General features: G+C 29.7%; 17 protein-coding genes and 1 tRNA gene. 14 read left to right on the top strand and 4 right to left on the bottom strand.

Going from position 1 to position 19,510, the window contains the following annotated elements; all coding sequences use genetic code 11:
• Positions 1-12 precede the first annotated feature (12 nt).
• On the top strand, positions 13-1,506 hold the full coding sequence (locus ATE47_RS00500) for a hypothetical protein (RefSeq protein WP_062160125.1): 1,494 nt from the start codon (positions 13-15) through the stop codon (positions 1,504-1,506).
• A 48-nt stretch (positions 1,507-1,554) separates the two neighbouring features.
• Here ATE47_RS00500 and ATE47_RS00495 read toward each other — a convergent pair whose 3' ends face one another.
• Positions 1,555-3,822 carry an AAA family ATPase gene (locus ATE47_RS00495; protein WP_062160124.1) on the bottom strand — a complete coding sequence of 756 codons (2,268 nt, stop codon included), beginning with the start codon at positions 3,820-3,822 and terminating at the stop codon, positions 1,555-1,557.
• A 526-nt stretch (positions 3,823-4,348) separates the two neighbouring features.
• Here ATE47_RS00495 and ATE47_RS00490 point away from each other — a divergent pair.
• The 7 genes from ATE47_RS00490 (at position 4,349) to ATE47_RS00460 (ending at position 11,137) form a co-directional block, all read left to right on the top strand.
• A complete protein-coding gene (locus ATE47_RS00490; protein WP_062160123.1) occupies positions 4,349-5,596 on the top strand; it encodes an AbiH family protein in 1,248 nt (415 codons plus the stop codon).
• 38 nt (positions 5,597-5,634) lie between these two features.
• Positions 5,635-7,155: an SIR2 family protein gene (locus tag ATE47_RS00485; protein WP_062160122.1), complete on the top strand. Its 1,521-nt coding sequence runs from the start codon at positions 5,635-5,637 to the stop codon at positions 7,153-7,155.
• A gap of 330 nt (positions 7,156-7,485) precedes the next feature.
• Positions 7,486-7,908 (top strand): hypothetical protein, encoded by a 423-nt coding sequence (locus ATE47_RS00480; protein WP_062160121.1) that lies wholly within the window; start codon positions 7,486-7,488, stop codon positions 7,906-7,908.
• A gap of 7 nt (positions 7,909-7,915) precedes the next feature.
• Positions 7,916-8,257, top strand: coding sequence for a hypothetical protein (locus ATE47_RS00475; protein ID WP_062160120.1), 342 nt, complete (start codon positions 7,916-7,918; stop codon positions 8,255-8,257).
• Between the two features lie 12 nt (positions 8,258-8,269).
• The gene (locus ATE47_RS00470; RefSeq protein ID WP_062160119.1) at positions 8,270-8,554 is read left to right on the top strand and encodes a hypothetical protein; all 285 of its coding nucleotides are present in this window, start codon (positions 8,270-8,272) and stop codon (positions 8,552-8,554) included.
• 146 nt (positions 8,555-8,700) lie between these two features.
• A complete protein-coding gene (locus tag ATE47_RS00465; protein WP_062160118.1) occupies positions 8,701-10,140 on the top strand; it encodes a hypothetical protein in 1,440 nt (479 codons plus the stop codon).
• An 82-nt stretch (positions 10,141-10,222) separates the two neighbouring features.
• The gene (locus tag ATE47_RS00460) at positions 10,223-11,137 is read left to right on the top strand and encodes an AlbA family DNA-binding domain-containing protein (protein WP_062160117.1); all 915 of its coding nucleotides are present in this window, start codon (positions 10,223-10,225) and stop codon (positions 11,135-11,137) included.
• Positions 11,138-11,179: 42 nt separating this feature from the next.
• Here the strand turns inward: ATE47_RS00460 and ATE47_RS00455 are convergent, their stop codons facing one another.
• Positions 11,180-11,422, bottom strand: a complete 243-nt coding sequence (locus tag ATE47_RS00455; RefSeq protein ID WP_062160116.1) for a hypothetical protein — start codon at positions 11,420-11,422, stop codon at positions 11,180-11,182.
• 684 nt (positions 11,423-12,106) lie between these two features.
• On the opposite strand from ATE47_RS00455, the gene ATE47_RS00450 reads away from it, so the two are divergent.
• Positions 12,107-12,637, top strand: a complete 531-nt coding sequence (locus ATE47_RS00450; RefSeq protein WP_062160115.1) for an antirestriction protein ArdA — start codon at positions 12,107-12,109, stop codon at positions 12,635-12,637.
• A gap of 106 nt (positions 12,638-12,743) precedes the next feature.
• Here ATE47_RS00450 and ATE47_RS00445 read toward each other — a convergent pair.
• A tRNA-Ile gene (locus ATE47_RS00445) sits at positions 12,744-12,817 on the bottom strand.
• A gap of 62 nt (positions 12,818-12,879) precedes the next feature.
• Positions 12,880-13,278, bottom strand: coding sequence for a methylmalonyl-CoA epimerase (gene mce, locus ATE47_RS00440; protein ID WP_062160114.1), 399 nt, complete (start codon positions 13,276-13,278; stop codon positions 12,880-12,882).
• A 90-nt stretch (positions 13,279-13,368) separates the two neighbouring features.
• On the opposite strand from mce, the gene rbfA reads away from it, so the two are divergent.
• From rbfA to ATE47_RS00415, 5 genes are all read left to right on the top strand, one after another.
• Positions 13,369-13,728, top strand: a complete 360-nt coding sequence (gene rbfA, locus ATE47_RS00435) for a 30S ribosome-binding factor RbfA (protein ID WP_062160113.1) — start codon at positions 13,369-13,371, stop codon at positions 13,726-13,728.
• 3 nt (positions 13,729-13,731) lie between these two features.
• Positions 13,732-14,937 (top strand): ABC transporter permease, encoded by a 1,206-nt coding sequence (locus ATE47_RS00430; protein ID WP_062160112.1) that lies wholly within the window; start codon positions 13,732-13,734, stop codon positions 14,935-14,937.
• Between the two features lie 48 nt (positions 14,938-14,985).
• Positions 14,986-16,773, top strand: a complete 1,788-nt coding sequence (locus tag ATE47_RS00425; protein WP_062160111.1) for an endonuclease — start codon at positions 14,986-14,988, stop codon at positions 16,771-16,773.
• Positions 16,774-16,835: 62 nt separating this feature from the next.
• Positions 16,836-17,573 carry a shikimate dehydrogenase family protein gene (locus ATE47_RS00420; protein WP_062160110.1) on the top strand — a complete coding sequence of 246 codons (738 nt, stop codon included), beginning with the start codon at positions 16,836-16,838 and terminating at the stop codon, positions 17,571-17,573.
• A gap of 73 nt (positions 17,574-17,646) precedes the next feature.
• On the top strand, positions 17,647-19,452 hold the full coding sequence (locus ATE47_RS00415; protein WP_062160109.1) for a DUF349 domain-containing protein: 1,806 nt from the start codon (positions 17,647-17,649) through the stop codon (positions 19,450-19,452).
• The last annotated feature ends 58 nt before the right edge of the window (positions 19,453-19,510 follow it).

Raw genomic sequence — 19,510 nt, 5'->3', positions numbered from 1 at the left:
AAATCAATCATTATGAAATACAAACAAAACAAAAAATCAAAATACAAAACCTGTGTAACATCATTTTATCACGAAGGTTTTAATTGGAAAGTCGTAGTTCCAACAATTATTTATAATTATCTGAAGGAAAAATTAGAAGAATGCCCTCCATTCAAAGGATTCAAAATGGATAATGCTTTGTATTTCCTGAGTTTAGTTATCAGTATTCCTGCTTACAAAAAAGATAAAGTTTATCAAAATGGATTCATTCCTATGAATTCCACACGTTTAAAAAAGAAAGATTCAAATTACAATAAGTATTTTGATTATTTTGAACAAATCGAAATTCTGGAATCTAAAAATCATTCAAAAGGTCGTTTTTGCACAAGCTACAGATACAATTGGGAAATTATCAATTTTGAAGGTGTTGAATGCCTGGATTTTTCAATATTTGAAATGACAGATAAATTTCTAGTTAAAAATCTATTGAAAGAAAATGTAAGTAATGAAGACTGTCCGCATCTTTCAAAATGGTTTAATGATGGTTTGTTTCTCGATTTTGACCGTCTGAATTGTGATTTGCAATCAGAATTTTGTTATAATAAATGCAGTTTGAGTTACACTAGACTAAATACAGTAATTGCTAAAGCATACAAATACTGGCACTCTGCATTAATGCTCAAAGAGCAATGTTTTCGTATTTCCCGCAAACCAGATTCGGATAACAGATTGCATACAAACTTAACGAATATGCCATCTAAGTTCCGCCCCTACCTGACGTATTACGGGGAAAACATAAAAAGTCTCGATATTAAGAACTCACAACCCTATTTTATGGTTTTAGTATTAGAAAGTTTGAGTAATAGAAGGATTTTAGAAATTATAAATAGAGTGTATATAAATAGTGATATAGGTACTATGTTGCAGAAATTAAAAGAAACTACTTCTAGTAAGGCTTTTCAAGAGGAATTTGAGTCATTGAAAAAAGCTGTTTTGGTGGGCAAATTTTATGAATTTTTAATGCCACTTTTCACAGATATCTATCCCGATTATGACGGTGTGTTTAGAAAGAAATTTTATGATTCAAATACAGGTGTAGCAGAAATATTTGAGTTTTCTTGTAAACGAGATTTGATGAAAAAACTCACATTACAGATTTTGTATACTCCACTCAAAAGACCGTCAAAAGAATATCTAATATTTAAAAAACATTTCCCTTTATTGTGTGAATGTATAGAAGTTTTTAAAACAACTTCTAATGAAAAAGATTCATTCAAACTGTTTCCTAAACTTCTACAGCAGATTGAATCTGATTGTGTAATTGATACTATTACAAAACAGATTGCCAAGATAAATCCTGATATGCCACTTTGGACGATACATGATTCATTTTGTACTGCACAAAGTTGGTTTTCTGTATTAGAATCTATGGTACAGGAGATTTTTTTAAGTTATTCTCAGGGCATTTTACCGAGTTTTAAAACGGAATTATGGTGTAATAATGATGAGTGTCTTAAAGTGGCTTAAAATAGACAAATTAGCCTTGAACGAATTTGGTCAAGGCTTAATACTTGTTTATCCAATATTTATCATTGCATCATAATGAGATTGGGATAATTCTTTAAAAATAAGTTCAAATGATTCAAATAGGTTTTGAGGTGTTGTGTTAATTATTCTTTGAAAATACATTTCATCCAAAGGAGACGTTTTGTGGCTGCCATCATTGATTTCGGAAATTAATGCACTGCATATTATATATTTCGGATCCTCAACAGAAACGTTTGCTAATGCTCCCCAACTGTCTTTTCCTATTTTTGTAAAGTTGACATAGCTTTCCAAAATTCTTCTCATAATATTACTTGTAGCTATATTTAAAGAAGCATCATTACTATTTTTTAATTTTACTAAGGAACTCCACAATAATGAATAATCATTTAAAATTTTATTAATTTTTCCTTGATGCTCTATAATACTATTTCCATTTTCTTTTGTAATATAATAAAAAGCTTTCTCATGACATATTGGTCTATTATCTAATGAAACTTCTTTATGAAAATAGATGTTATGTGTTAATATAAAGACTTGAGCTATATTGGGATTCTTTAAATCTTTATGATCTGGTCTAAGACCTTTTTTTTCAATTAATTGATGTATTAATGTTGTAACTATAAACAAAACTTGGCTGTCTAAACTTGAAACTGGATCATCAATTATAATAATTTTCTTTTTTGAAGAAGTGTTTTGATTATCTGTCCCTAAGCATAACTGATAAAAGTAAAGAAAAGCTATGAAATTTTTTTCTCCTTCGCTTAATGTTAAGAAAATGTTACCTAAATCATTATCAGTTCTTTGTAAGATATACTGTGATATATTATTTTCTTGGTGTATTTCTTTCAAAAAAAAGTTATCAAATCCACTATAACTCAATATTTTATTAATATTATTTATTGCATCGGTTGTAGTTACTGTTTTTCCTTTCCATTCCGCTATTTGCAAATTTGATTGCTTAATAAGATCTTTGATATAATTTTCAATATCTATATTGAAAAAGAAATCTTCAATATACCTTTTTTCTTGCTCAAAATAATGATTTATTCTGTTACCACATTTCTGAGCTAAATGCTTCCATATATTTTCTTGAAAGTCATTTCTATTAGCATCAATATCTTTAAATTCTTGATTATTAGTATGTATTATCTTATTAATAGCTGTGATACTACTTTTAAAACTAAGTAGAGATTTTAATTCTTTTCTCTCATTTGAAGCTTTGATTTTACTTTCAATAATATTTATATTATCGTCAAAAAGACTCTTTAAATTCTCATATAAAGTGCTGATAGTATTACTTGGATTCAAATACTGTGAGGTATTTTTAATTTCTACGAGAATATCATTTGTTTTACTTTTATAAACATTTTTTAAATATTCTATTTTTTCTAATTTTGTTTTATAAGTTTCATCAAAATAGTTTTCAAATTTTAAAATAAGATTTTTATCTACAGTTTGCTTTTGGCAGAAAGGGCAAACTTGCAAATCTGCATTTTTTTTCAAAAATGTGATTCCTTCTTCAACCCAGCTACTAATTTCTAGGTCATCAATCAGTTTAGCAATATCTATATCTTTATTTCCTACAATTACTTCGTTCAATAAATTGTATAATTCATTTTCTAAAACTCTGATTTTCTTATATGTTTTGGAAGAAATATTTACTGGTATATTTTGTAAATTAGAATCATATAGTTTTTTGTAATTAGTAGAAAGATATTCTAATGTGATTTCCTCATTATTTTCTACAGTAATTAGCATAGATTTAATCTTATTGAAATTATTTTGAGTCTGTTTGTTCGGGAAACTTTCTTTTATCTTAAAAAATGAACTAATCGTTGACTTTCTCTCATTAAAGCAATAGTTTTTCAGGGAGTTATAGTCATTCTCTCTATTTTTGATTATCCTATTTTTTTCAAAAATAATTTTCGATGTAATATATTCCTCGTTTAGATTTACTTTCCTTTGCTCTTCATTAATCAGATCATCAATTTTTTGATTGGTTTCATTTAAAGAAAATATTCCTTTTTGAACATTTTTTTGTATAAAATTTCTTTCTACAAATTGATTATTAAAAACTAATATTTCGTGAATATTTAGATCATATCCAGTTTGACTACATAAGTTGAAACTAGAATTTATATCTTTTTCATTAAGACTAAGTTCATATAAGTATTTTCCTATACTCGATTTTCCTGTGCCATTATTTCCAAAGAAAAAATTAACTTTATTTAAATCAGGAATAATTGTTTCCTTTTTATAAGTTGCAACATTATTTAATTTAATTTCGGTTATCATGGTTTTAGTATATTGTAAAAATAAATATATAAAATTTTTGGTTGGAATCTTGTGAGTTATAAAATCAAAATTCCAAATTTGGATTTTTGTACAGACATTAGTGCATCTATTTTGGCTTGATTTGATATGACATAATCCCCCATCGGCTCATTAGTCTTTTACCTTCGTCAAAAGATTGTAAAATATACATTTTCAGGGTTTGTTTTTCGAGTTTTATCTTAATCGGATTCCATTTGATTATGTTTTCATAACTGCAAGATAAAAAGTACCAGTTACAAATAATATAAAACCATTTAATGTAAAATTAAAGGATCTACTTTTTTATTTAATAACTCAATTTTCTTGTTTTGCTAATTATTTTTAAGGTATCACGCTTGTGAAAAAGAAAGACAAAGAAAATTAGAAATAATGTCAATAATATTTTTTTGAATATGGTGTTTTAATAATTTTTCCAAATATGCCACAACTTTGATGTTGATAAGAAATAATTTTAACAGTTTAATTTATCTTTGTATAAATACAAAATATGAATAGACTTATACTAATTGGCAATGGTTTCGATATTGCACATAAAATCAAAACCTCTTATAAAGATTTTATACTTGATTATTTAAAAAATGCTTTCAGTTCAGCAAGAGATAATGCTGTATATGAAGATCAATTTTTAAAAATAAGAAAGAATAACTATTTTAATAGACAATTGAACACTAACCCATATATAAGTAGTTGGGAATTGAAAAATTTTTATGATTATATTGAGCAAGAAAGTGGCATGAGTGTTTTTATTGGAAATATTCCGACCAATGATTACAGAGAACAAACTCCACAATATGAATATACTCTAAAGATAAAAAGTCGTATAATGTCCATACTTTTATCTTCATGTAAAGAATACAATTGGGTTGATATTGAAAATGAATATTATAAAATTCTTTGTGAATTTTCATCAGAGAATAAAGAGAAAGAAATTGTAGAACTAAATGATAGCTTTCAACTTCTTCAAAACTTATTGTATAATTATCTAGTAAGGATCGAGGAAGAATATTTATCTAATAAATATGATGTTTCAAAAAGTAAATTGATAAACCAATTGCTAGAGCCAATAGAGCATAATGCTGCTCCAAAAGTACAAAAGGGCTTTAGTATTACTGTTACTGGTGATACACCTAAGAACAACACAACTAAAACTGTAAAAAAACCTAAACCCAATAGTATTTTGTTTTTAAATTTTAATTATACATCTACTATTGAAAGCTATATAAAAGAAATTCAAAAAACCGTTCCAAATACTGATGTTATATACATTCATGGGAAATTAAATAATATTAATAATCCTATGATCTTCGGATATGGTGATGAAGAAGAAACTAATTTTGAAGTATTAGAAAAATATGATGAATGTCTGAAATATGTAAAAACTTATTGGTATTTAAGAACAAACAATTATGAAAATTTTTTAAAGTTTATTGATTCTGATGAATTTGAGGTTTACATTATGGGGCACTCATGCGGAATGTCTGATAAAACAATGTTAAGTTCAATCTTTAATAATCCTAATTGTAAGAAAATCAAAGCTCTTACTTATGATAAATCATTTGGAAGTAAAGATTTAACCATTGATACAACTGATTATATTGAAAAAACATATCAGATTGGAAGGTTATTCAAAAACAAAGCTGATTTAAGAAAAAAGCTGATTCCCTTTGAAACAAAAGATTTATTAAAAATTGATATTGAAAACTTAAAGGCATTTAATATGCTAGAAAGTATATAAATAAACTAAATATATTATTAAATTAATTCTTAATTAAAATGGAAATTAATAATAACAATAAGAAGATTATTGAAGAAATAATAGAGGGAATTGCAGAATTTAAAGTAATTCCTTTCTTTGGTTCTGGGATGAGTGCTAACTTCGGAATTAAAACTTGGGGTGAATTAATTAATGAACTAAAACAAGAATTAAAAACAGATACACAAGACTATTTAGATGTTGCTCAGGAATATGAAGATAAATTTGGAAGGGAAAAATTAATACAAAAACTTTTTACTGAAACTGGAAAAACTGAATTTCTAGATAAAGATTTAAGGCTTCATTATCAAATATTAGCAATGAATCCTCCCATTATTTATACAACGAATTGGGATAATGCTATAGAAGTTGCATCAAAAAACATTTCTAGGAAATACAAAAAAATATCTTCATTAATTGATATTACTGAAACACCTCATTATTCTAATGTCATAGTAAAATTTCATGGAGATTTTTCTAATCCTGAAAATATAGTTTTTACTCGTAATGATTATCAAAAAAGGTTAGAAATACAACATCCTTTTGATATTCTTTTTAGGGCTCATTTATTAGGAAAGAAAGTATTATTTATGGGATATAGCTTTTCTGATGAAAATATAGATTTCATCTTTAACAAACATAAGGAATTGTATGGTACAGAATTATTACCTCAATCTTACATAATTTCTTTTAAGGAAAGATTTAATTTAAATAGATCAAAAGAATTAGCTAAAAAAAATATTGAAACAATTGTTTTAGATTCAAAGGATCAGCTTGAAAATTTTATTACTCAGCTTAATGAATCTGTATTTTCTAAAGATATTGATAAGCAATCAAAATCATTTTTTAAATCAAGACCTTTACAAATGGTTTTGAAAACCGACTTACAACATTTAAAAAATTATCTTCTCGATCCTAACAATACCGAAAAAAAGAAATCAGATAAATTTCGATCAACGCTTGAACTGAAAGAAATGAGTTCTGAAGTAGAAAAAGAAGTTTCAGAAATATTGGTTGATTTAATTAGATCTGAGATCACTTTGGAGTTACGTCAAGCAATACTTTTTAGTTTTCGGCACATACAATTTAAAGAGCTAAAAAATATCATAAATGTATGTGTTGAATTAATGAGTTGGACTAAATATGAAGAATTTAATTATAACCTAGAAAGTTTTTCTATGACTGATGTAATGTCGATTATAGAGTCAAGATTAGAGGAAAAACTAACTTGTTTAGTAATATTTTTATACTTGGTTAAATGTAACGAAGAAAACAAAAACTTGAGTGAAAAAGAATTAAGAAGAATATTTGAAAAACTTAGAGATTGTGAATATGAAAATATAGATGATTTTTCTGAAATATTAACAATCGAAGATATAGCACAATTATTAAATATTTATATTATCAAGTTTCCTAATTTAAAACGTGTTTTAGAACAAAAATCAATGTTTGGGAAAAGAACAACTGTTAGTCAAATTAGAAAACAAATGGAGAATATGTTAGGTGTGAATTTTATAAATTTTATGGATGAAGATGTATAAAAAATTTCCTTTATATTAAACCAATATTTTAGGAACAATTTTTGCTTATTAAGCACAGATTACAAAAATTTATATCTTTGTAATTCAAGTTTTATCGAAAAAATATAAAGCATTAGCTATTATTCTGTCAGTTGGAATCTGGTAAATTCATTTGAAGTACAGAATAAGCAAGTTGAATGCTCATGTCCTATATGGGCATGAGATTCGCTTACTTATACTTCAAAGTTTACCAGAACTTCAACTGATAGGTAAGAACTACGAACTCATGCCTTTTTCTTTTTTAAATTAATATTTCTACTTAGAGTTCAGGTGGGTTAATAAATTCATCTTATGAAAAAACTATTATTCACAGTTTTTACAGCATTATCATTCATTAGTTGTTCAAATCACGATGATGACAACACACAAACAACAAACAATCCAGTAACAACACAGTATTTTCACCCTCCAACATGGATTCAGGGAAAATGGCAAAAAGACGGAACGGCATTGTATAAGTTCACTAATGATGATTTTTATACTATTGCAGGAAGTATCGAAACAAGCTACAAATCAATATTACAACAAAGTGCAAATTTAGGAGCTTCTTCCAATGTTTCCGAAATTATTTCCGAAACTGTTTATGAATTTACAATTAAATCAGGTTCTGCAAACGCAGAATACAAATTCAAAAAGATCAATTCTACCACAATTGAGTGGGTGAATTATCCTTATGTTTCGACAGTGGGTGCATTTTATTTAACTAAACAATAATATTATCATGAAAAAGTTTTTAACAGCAGTAGTAATAGTCGTTTCAACAATGACTCTTGCACAACAAACAGACAAGTGTGATTTGCCTAAAGACTATCAAGAGCCCAAACCTGAAAAAAGGCTACAATCCAGTTTAAAAAGAGTTAATGCAACAATTAATGATCTAAGAAAACACATTGCAGTTGAAAATGATTGTGACGAGAAAGATGTGGTTTTTCTTAGAATCTCAGAACAGTTGGGTAATGGAATGTATTCCGTTTGCGTAGCAGGAAAGCCAATGAAATATAAACGAATGGGCAGTGTTTTTATGGGTGCAAATGAAAATCCTTTTGATACAGTTTCTAAGTAAAATAGTATAATTATGGCAATTCATCAAGTTAAACAGTATAGGTACTATTTTACAAAACCCTACAAACCAGTTTCTGAAAATGAATATCTACAATTAAAAAGATCATTACCACCAATTCCCGAAAATCCTTCAAATGCAGTTTTGAAAAAGTATTGGTGGTGTATCTTATTGATTCCTGTCTTTCCCATATTATTTATATTAGCTCTTACGGGGTTAGTTGATGAAATAATTAGTTACAGTGATTATATAAAGGATAAAAACAGATTTATTCAAAAAAATTATCACATAATACGTTAAATCTAAAATATTTATTAAATACAAAGAATACAATTTTTCACCTTTTAAAAAGTGGTAAATTGCATAAAACAGAAAACTATATCGATCAAGGTTGTCTAAATAATATTTTGGCACAATTAATAACTGTAAATATTTAAATAACAGAAATGAGAATTTATCTAGATAAACAAATTTTTAGTCATTTATTCAAAGGAGAAAAAGTACCATATATTAATTTGTTACAAAAAATAATAAGCTCAAAAAGCAATCATATTTATTGTTATTCTCATGCTCATTTACAGGATTTAAAAAATGACAAAACTGACATAAAATATAAAGAACTTGAGTTCATGGAAAAAATTGTTGATGATAACTATCTACAGTATGATTCTTCTAGTAAAGATGCATTCTGTTATCTTGCTAAACCAATAGCTGCATTTAAGGACATTGAAAATACTAAAGAGGAAATTATAGATTTTACAACTATTTTTGATGATATTGATTACAGTCTTTTAAGTAATGAACAAATTGAGCAGTTTGAAACAGCAAAGAATTTTTTGCAAAATTTTAAATTTGATTTCAATTTTATGAAACTTGATGATGTATCTGAAGAAATATCAGATCCCTTAAAAAAAATAATCCCCTTTAATTCAGAGCCGATGAATGTTTTTGAAATGGCTCAAAAATTTGTAGAAACACATAAATTAATGGAAGAAGATAAAAGTGTATATAAGGGATTAAGAAATATAACGGATAAATATATCAATAATGGAAAATTCACATTAGATTATAATAGCTTAGATTTTAATGATGATATGAAAAATTCCGTTTTGAAGAAAAGTTTTGTTGAATTTGTAAATAACAATTTAAATCCTAATGGAGATAAAGAAGTTTCCAGATATGATTTTTTTAATAATGCATATTTTTCTCTAGATATACTTGGTATTAGCAAAGAGCCTTCAAAATCAGTAAAATACAGAAATGTTCTCAACGATGGCTTACATAGTTTTTATGGCGCATACTGTGATTATGTTGTTTCAGACGACAATGGCTTTTTAAAGAAAACAAAAGCACTTTATAAATTATTAGGAATTGATACTGTTGTATTGCATATTGATGAATTTATTAGTTCATTCTCATTTGTAATTTACAGCTCAGAAAAAAGTTATTCTAATTTTATTTCTCTATTGACTAATGATTTAGAAAACGCAATTATAACAAATACAAAAAAATCACTTAAATATAATCGTGTTACCATAGAAATAAAACCAAATCATATTTATTTAGGGCATTTTAATAAAATAGATCAAATGCTTGAAAATGATATTATGCTTGAAAATGATATTACTTATATTTATTTATACAAACAAAGGTTAAATTATTCTTTTTTTAATTTTTACAGGGAAACCGAAATAATTGTAAATAATTGCTATAAAATTTTCGGTGTGGATGATAATGGAAATGGAGAATTTAATTGGGACGTTGAAAGAAAAGAACTAAAAAGATCGGATTGGAATGGCAGATTTTGGAAAAAAGGTCAATTTACATTACTTTTAGATATTAACGAAGGAACTGAAAAAATAGGTTTATTACTCACAAAAATATAATTCATTTTTTCATGTAATAAAATATTTTGAATAATTTATCATAGTTGTTATTAATGAAATTTAATAGTTGTATTATATAGTTATGTGGACATTAGATAAGCTTAATACTTTTATAAAAGAAGGAGTTGAAGAAAATTTACACCTTGACTATAAAGCTTCTGGCTCAATTTCTAGAAAGAATGATAAAAAGAATGAAATTTCTAAAGATGTAAGTGCTTTTGCAAATTCTGATGGAGGGGTAATAATTTATGGTATAAAAGAATTTGATGATCCCAATAAAAAACATCTTCCTGAAAAAATTGATCCAATTGATGGAAACGAATATACAAAAGAATGGTTAGAGCAAATAATAAATAGTACTATTTCACCTAAAGTGCATAATATTGTTATTACTCCTATTCAAGTAGAAGAAAAAGACAAAAATAAACTTGTTTATGTAGTTGAAATTCCAAAAGGTAACACAGCGCATCAAATGAGTGATAAAAGATATTATAGAAGATATAATTTTCAATCAATTGCAATGGATGATTGGGAGATAAAAGATATTATTAACCGAACATCAAAAACACAAGTTAATTTAGTGTTTAAGGCTAATACTCCAAAAAAATTTCTGTTAAAAATGTTAACACCCAAAATTGTAATAGGAATTTATATTGAAAATACGGGTAACAAAATAATTCAATATCTTGATTGTTTTGTAAATGGTAAAAAGGATTCATCGAAATTTATTATAAAACCAAAAGTTTCAAACGATAAGGATTTTCAAATACCTTTTTCAAATACTATAGAAAGAGAAATATCACTTGGAGCGGAAACATTTACAATTAATACTGAGAGAATTCCCATACTGCCAAAAACGTATACAAGAATTGGGGAGATTGAGCTAAAAGAGGAATTTATTAATGAAAATCTAACATTGACATTTCAAATTTCTACCGAAGATAATGTAGAATTTTTCGAGTATACGGGAATGGAAATAATTAATAATCTGGTCTAATAAAGTTTTATTCTGAATCAATTAATTTCAAATAATGAAGCCTCAATTAAGAGGCTTTTCTAATTTGCTTAAAACATTATCAAAACGATCATCAAAATATGAAATTACTATCCCGTTTTTAATCATTTTGATTTCATCATGTGAAACATGAATTTCTGCATCTTGTATCTCAAATATGAAATATCTACCTGCATTTCTATGTGACCATTTAATGTTTCTTTCCTCAATCATGGATGCAACTAAATCCAACTTAGATTTTCTAGCTTTGTTTCTTTTTATTGACATATTATTTTTTTTTATTGGAAACAAATATATGATACAACTTAATCTTCTTTTGGTTTGCTAAAATATTGCTTAAATAATTATTGTAAATGGATTTTTTAAGGTGAATTAATCAGTTAAAATTATATTCTATTTTTATTTGGGTGAAAAAGCACAATGGTGATTCCCCTTCCACAAAAACACCCCACCAAATCTTTCTCAAAAATTAAACAAGCCTTTATAGTAGAATTTACAACAATTTAACACCAAAAAATATTTTGAGTGTACGGAGGCTATCTACTACCTCTATTCAGCACCCCTTCCAAAGTTCTTTTTTGGGTAGCCCCTACTAACTGTCACACCTTTTCTCAAAAGTAAGTTTTACTTTATTTGATTTTTGTAGATCTGTTTTTATTTTCCACTTACATTTTCTACTGGCTATACTATTCAAACTATATGTCTTATTGATCTTTTTTTGACAGTTTTCGTTTGTTGCGGTTTGTACTTAAAAATATTTTAAAAACTTTAATTTTTAGATTAAAACCTCTGTCAGTTGGCATGAATATTGACTTTATTAATATGGCAAAGAACTATTCCAGGTTCTTTTTTCTACATAGATTTTCACAATATATATAAAAAATGCCTAGAAGTATTGGCGTACTGCTAGGCAAGTCAATAAATTTTAAAACCAACTTAAAACTTATCAACATGACAAATTTAACAAATTGTCTTGATTCTTGCAGTATCTATGTAGGAACCTATCAGAAGTACAACAGCAGAAACCTTTACGGAAAATGGCTCAATCTTTCGGATTATTTAGACTATGACGAGCTATTAGAAGCAATGAAAGAACTTCACCAGGACGAACACAATCCAGAATTTATGTTTCAAGATTATGAAAACTTTTCTTTTTTTGAAAAGCTAGGATTAATTGCAGAAAGTTATTTATCCAATGAAATATTTGAAATAGCAGAGCAAATAAATGATTCTAACTATGAACTTGAAATTTTTGAGGCTTATGTAGATTGTATTGGAAAAATGGATTTTCAAAGTGTTTATGATGGTGTAATAAATTATTATATTGGTGAATATTCAGACGATGAAACATTTGCACAGTATATTTTAGAAGAAAGTATTCCTGAAAGTTTGCCCAACTATATTTTTATTGATTGGGAAAGTACAGCAAGAAATATAATGTGTGATTATTTTGAAAGTAACGGACATTATTTCCGAAGTTAAATAAAGATTATTCAGCTTACTTGCGTTTACTTTTAAACTTGACCTATACCTTGACCCATTACAAAACAAAAGCACCTACTTTCCCGTAAGTGCTTGATTTAAAAAGTGGTCCCACCTGGGCTCGAACCAGGGACCACCTGATTATGAGTCAGGTGCTCTAACCAACTGAGCTATAGGACCTCAAAACTTGGTTAAATTTTGTGATTGCAAAAATAGCAAAATTTATTTCACGACAAAACTTTTTATTGCTTTTCTTGACAAAGCTCTACCAATACTCCGTTCGTGGATTTCGGATGCAGGAAGACAACTAATTTGTTATCAGCACCTTCTTTCGGCTCATCGGAAATAAATTGGAATCCTTCATTTTTTAATCTTTCAATCTCTTCAAAGATATTTTCGACTCCAAAAGCCAAATGATGAATACCTTCACCCTTTTTATCAATAAATTTTGAAATCGGACTTTCTTCTTTACTTGCTTCAAGAAGTTCGATTTTACTTTCTCCTGCTGCATAAAATGAAGTTATTACACCTTCTCTTTCCACAGATTCTTTTTTATAAGATTCTTTGCCTAAAAGCTTGGTAAAAAGTTCGTCAGAGACTCCTAAAGATTTTACGGCAATACCGATATGTTCTAATTTCATAAATAATTAAAATAATTTAAGTCTTAAATTTGATACAACAACAAATTTCAAAGTATCAATTCAAACAAAAGTAGTAAATTTGCATAAATTATGGAAAGTAACAGACAAAGAAAAGTAGCACAGATTATACAGGAAGACTTCGCAGAACTTTTCCGCAAACAGGCTGCAGAAAGCAAGCAAAGCATTTTAGTATCAGTTTCTGATGTGAAGGTAACTGCCGATCTTAGTATTGCCAAAATTTATTTAAGTATATTTCCACAGGAACACCGTCAAGCTGTGATGAAAGAAATAGAAGAAAACAAAGCTCAATATAGAAATTTCATCGGTCAGAAAATGGCAAAACAGGTCCGTGTAATTCCTAACCTTAATTTTTACTTGGATACTGCTCTTGATGATGTGGAAAAACTGGAACGAGAATTAAGAGGTGAAGGTGACAATCCTATTTTATAAAACTTGAAAAACATTGCATTTTATATAGCTTCAAGGTACCTTTTAGCCAAAAAAGGTAGTACTGCCGTTACGTTTATTACGTGGCTGGCTGTTGGAGCCATGACGGTTGCCGTTACTGCAATGTTCGTGATTATTTCTGTTTTTTCGGGGCTTGAAGATCTTAATAAAGACCTGATATCCAATCTGCATGCTGATCTTACCATAAAAAGCACTGCCGGAAAAGCTTTAAAAGATTTTAATAAAATCAATGCTGTTTTAAAAAGCAATAAAGAAATCAGTCATTTTTCAAGGGTAATTGAAGAAAAAGTTTACATCAATTACAACGGGAAGGGTGATATTGCTTATTTAAGAGGTGTTGATTCTGCTTATACAAAGGTAAATCCTATTGATGCGGATGTTTTTTATGGAGCTTATCCCAGCTTCAAATATTCCAATGAAGTGCTGATGGAGAACTCTTTGGATAACAGATTATCCATTCCTGTACCTTCCAGTACAGATTATTCAACGATTTTTATGCCCAAACCTGGAACTGGAATCATTAATAAGGAAGAAGATATTTATAATAAAAAAGATATTCTGGTAACCGGAGTTTTTCCCGGAAAAGATCAGCTGGACAATTATATTATTTCCCCGATTGAGCTGACGGAAGAATTACTGGATTTACCAAAACACTCTGCCTATCAGATCGTTGTCAAATTAAAAAAACCAGAGCATACAGATGATGTAAAAAAACAGCTGCTTTCTTCATTGGGAAAAAATATTGAAATTAAAACCAAAGAAGAAGAAAACGCTGCGTTTTGGAAAATGATTAATACAGAAAAATTATTCATTTATTTAATTTTTGCTTTGGTAATTTTCATTACTACCTTTAATCTGGCGGGTGCGATTATTATTTTGCAATTGGATAAGAAAGAACAGGCAAGATCTTTAATTTCGCTTGGATTTCCTTTGAGTCATTTAAGACAGATTTATTTATATACCGGGATTCTTATTGTAGTTTCAGGAATTATTACCGGCTTAATTCTCGGGACAGCACTTTGCTATTTCCAGCAATATTCAGAGTTTTTCAAAGCAAACGAAACATTACCTTTTCCTGTAAAAATTGTAGGCAAAAACTATTTTATTGTTGCATTGACAGCTCTTCTATTTGGCTCTGTTATTTCTTGGGTATTTTCAAAAATAAGTAAGGAGTATATTACTAAAAATTAACGTATTAAGCTTCTAATTTTTTGTACCTTTACCGCCCAATTTTTAAAGATGAAACGAACTTTACTCTCTTTCTTACTGACATTTGCCTTTATCAGTGCATTTGCTCAAATTCCTACGGGATATTACGATGGTACGGCAGGCCTTTCCGGAGCTGCTTTAAAAACTAAACTTAAACAAATTATTACCAATGGTCACGTTGATCATGGATATGGCGGTCTATGGATTGCCTACCAAACTACCGATCTTGATAATTTTTACGAAAATGACAATACCATTTTAGATATTTATTCTGAAAATCCAACTGGAGCCGACCCTTACAATTACAATGTAGGAACAGGTCAATGTGGCTCTTATAACAGTGAATCAGATTGTTATAATAGAGAACACATTGTTCCGCAGAGTTTATTTAATGAAGCTAGCCCAATGGTATCAGATATCCATTTCATTCGTCCGACAGACGGATGGGTCAATAACAAAAGGTCCAATTACCCTTTTGGGAAAGTAGGAACCGCTTCTTATACTTCTTCAAATGGTTCAAAATTAGGAACTTCCGCATCTTCCGGATATTCAGGAACTGTTTTCGAGCCAATTGATGCTTTTAAAGGTGATGTTGCCAGAATGATCTTTTATTTTGTAACAAGATACGAAACCCAACTTGGAGGTTTCACTTCCGGAGATATGCTTGGAGGTTCAGCTTTTCCTGGTTTACAAACCTGGGAACTCAACCAGTTATTAGCCTGGAGCGCTGCAGATCCGGTTTCACCTGTTGAAATCGCAAGAAATAATGCTTCATATACTTTTCAGGGGAATAGAAACCCATTTATCGATCATCCGGAATATGTAAACCAAATCTGGGGAACACCGGTTGCAGATACTCAGGCTCCGACTGCCGCTACCAATTTAGCAACAAACACGCCTACCTCCAATTCAATTTCATTAAGCTGGACGGCAGCAACAGATAATATTGGAGTTATAGGTTATGAAATTTACGTAAACGGAGCTTTATACGCCACAGTATCCGGAACTACTGCAACTGTTTCAGGATTAAATCCATCTACAACTTACAATTTTTATATTATTGCTAAAGATGCAGCCGGAAATTCTTCTGTCGTAAGCAATACTGCATCAGGAACAACTCTTGCAGGAGGCCAAACTGGCGGAACTTGTGGAACAGAAGATTTTGAAGCAATCCCTGACGGTGGAAACGGCTATGCATTAAGAACCTGGACTAATGCAGGAATTACATGGAATGCAACTGATGCAAGAACAGATCAGACTATTAATAATAAAGCCATCACTCTAAGAGTTGGAAGCTTGACAAGTTCTTCAGTTTCAGGAGGTATCCAGAGTCTTACTGTAACAACTTCCTTAAAATTCGGGAGCGGTGCGGGTGTTTTAAATGTTGAAGTAAATGGCGTACAGGTAGGTACAATTCCTTACAGCTCTACGTTGCAAGCTACAACTACAACAACTATTAATAATATTAATATAGCTGGAAATGTAATAATTAAAATCACAAATCCGGCAAGTGGACCAAGAGTAGCGATCGATGATCTAAGCTGGACATGCTATAACAATACATTGGGAACTGTTGAAACTGCAAAAGAGAAATCTTACGGTGTTTATCCGAATCCTGTGAAGAACAACGAGTTATTTGTAAAAGGTGAAAACTTAAACAAAATTTCCCAAGCTCAGATTTACGATCTATCGGGAAAATTAATTGAAACTCTTGAAAATCCTTTCAAAAATTCAAATAAAATCAATCTTAAAGGCTTGGTAAAAGGAAATTATATTCTGAAAACGGATGCCTTCTCTACAAAATTCATCGTAGAATAATAAGTAAAAAATATTTTAAATTGAAGACCGGTTTGTCCGGTCTTTTTTTTATTTTTGATTATATGGATTCCAACAAAAAATTAGGCTTAATAGGAAGAAATATTTCTTATTCCTTTTCAAAAAAATTCTTTGAAGACAAATTTCACAAGCTAATGTTGAAGGGCTATTCCTACAATATTTTTGATCTCAGTGAAATTAATGAAGTTGAAAACCTGTTTTCCACAGCTGATCTTTTAGGCTTTAATGTGACAATTCCCTACAAGGAAAAAATCATTGATTACCTTGATGAATTAAGTGATGAAGCTGAAAAAATCGGAGCTGTGAACTGTGTTTTAATTGAGGACGGAAGAAAAAAAGGTTATAACACCGATGCTTATGGATTTGAAAAGACACTTCTTCTTCATAAAAAAAACCATCAAAATTCTGCTCTAATCTTAGGAAACGGCGGTGCTGCAAAAGCTGTAAAATACGTCTTGGATAAATATGGAATTCCTTCAGTTGTGGTTTCAAGAAACACTGAAATTAATTTCGAAAATTTAAATAAAGAAACGGTTGAAAAACATAAAATCATCGTCCAATGTACTCCCGTAGGCACTTTCCCGAATGTGGACGATTGCCTGAACTTTCCTTTTGACGGAGTTTCACAAGATCACCTTATTATTGACTTAATTTACAATCCAAATTATACCCGTTTTATCATCAACGCAGCCGAAAAAGGAGCAAAAACAGTGAATGGATATTACATGCTGGAACAACAAGCAGAAAAAGCCTGGGAAATTTGGAATTTTCAAAAAAAATAACATAAATTAGTACTTTAATTGGCATTTTTGCTATATTTAAACGATATTAAACGCCACTCATAAAAGATTTGCTATGACTACAGAAAACAACCTTTCTGAAAACGAAGAAAAGAAAAATTCTCACGAAGTATCTCATGAAGAAGCATCGGAAAACACTGTACCTCACGATGAAACACCTCATGAAAATGAAGCTGAGCACGAAGAAGAGCATGAAGATGAAGAAATTTCCCTGGCTGATGCCCTGAAGGAAATGGAAAAAATCATCAATGCACCGGATGCAGGTGAAAATTCTAAAAAATTTAATCAGCTTAAAGAAAAAGCAAGTCATTACATTCATGATGAGGTAGAAGACAAAAAGCACGAATATGCAGAAGCCGGGAATGCCCCTGAGAACTTCAGCTACGAGCATCCGTCACAAGCAAAACTTTCGGCACTGGTGAATATTTTCAGGGAAAAATATGATACCTTCCAAAAAGGTCAGGAAGAAGAGCAAAAGAAAAACCTTGAACACCGAAAAAGCATTATAGAAAGGCTTAAAAATCTTTATACAAATTCTGAGCCCGGAACCAATCTTTTCAAATCCATCCGTGAGATCAAAGAAGAATGGTCACATGCGGGGCAGGTTCCTAAATCTGAATTCAGGATTCTTAACAATAATTATTTTCACCATCTAAATCAGTTTTATCAGATGTTGGATTTAAATAAAGAATTTCTTGAACAAGAATACAGCCATAATCTTGAAAAAAGACAGCATATCATTGAAAGAGCAAAAGAGCTTGAAAATGAACCCGTTATTCAAAAAGCATTAAACGAATTACAATATCTGCATAAGCTTTGGAAAGAAGAAGCAGAACCTGTAGCAGAAGAGTTTCGTGAAAAAACATGGGAAGAATTCAAAGAAATTTCCAATAAAATTCATGAAAGAAAATCTGAACTTTCTGCTGCCATTGAAACTGAGCAAAACGCCAATCTGGAAAAGAAAAATCAGATTATTGCTGAAATAAAAAAACTTTCTGAACCTTCTGAAACGCCAAACCATAATTATTGGCAAAACGCCATCAGAAGAGTGGAAGACCTCCGTTCTGAATTCCTGAAAACAGGAAGTGTTCCAAGAAAACTTTCCAACCAGAACTGGAATGAATTCAAGACAACCCTGAGAGGTTTTAATACTACTAAAAATACGTATTACAAATCTTTAAAAGGTTCTCAACAAACGAATTTGGAAGAAAAATTAAAATTAATCCAAACCGCAAAAGATAACCAAAGCAATGAGGAGTGGGATATTTCCGTTCCGTTGTTCAAAAAGCTTCAGGAAGACTGGAAAAAAATCGGGCATGTTCCAAAAAGCATGACGAATAAAATCTGGGACGAGTTCCGTGACGCCTGCAACGCTTTCTTCAATAATTACAGAGAAAAAAGCAATACTTCTACAGATAACTGGAAAGAAAACTTCAAGCAGAAAAGAGCTCTTCTTGATGACCTGAAAACCGTTACCGATGAAGAAGGCAGCATCGAAAGAATCGAAGCTATCAAAACGGCATGGAATAATATAGGAAAAGTTCCGAGAGATAAAATTGCAATCAATACGGAATTCAACAAAACGTTGAGAGAAAAATTGAAATTAAACAAAATCAACGAGTTAGAATTAAAAGAGGAAGGTCTTTCTGAAAATCAATTAACAGATAAGGCAAGAAAAATCAAGAGCCAGATTTCTGACCTTGAAGCTGAAATCGTAAAACTGGAAAACAACCTGGCGTTCTTCAACAAACCGTCGAGAGAAAATCCGATGTTAAGGGATACCTTTATTATGATTGATGAAAAGAAGGCTCATCTGGAAACTTTAAAACAAAATCTTCACAGCATCATCGCTGGAGAATAAGATAATTTAAAATCTAAAAAGGCGGAGCAAAGTAATTTGTCTTCGCTTTTTTCATACC

It is taken from the genome of Chryseobacterium sp. IHB B 17019, from assembly GCF_001456155.1.
Lineage (GTDB): Bacteria > Bacteroidota > Bacteroidia > Flavobacteriales > Weeksellaceae > Chryseobacterium.
The sequence above is the reverse complement of the archived record's forward strand: the minus strand, read 5'-3'. Positions and strand labels throughout refer to the sequence as shown.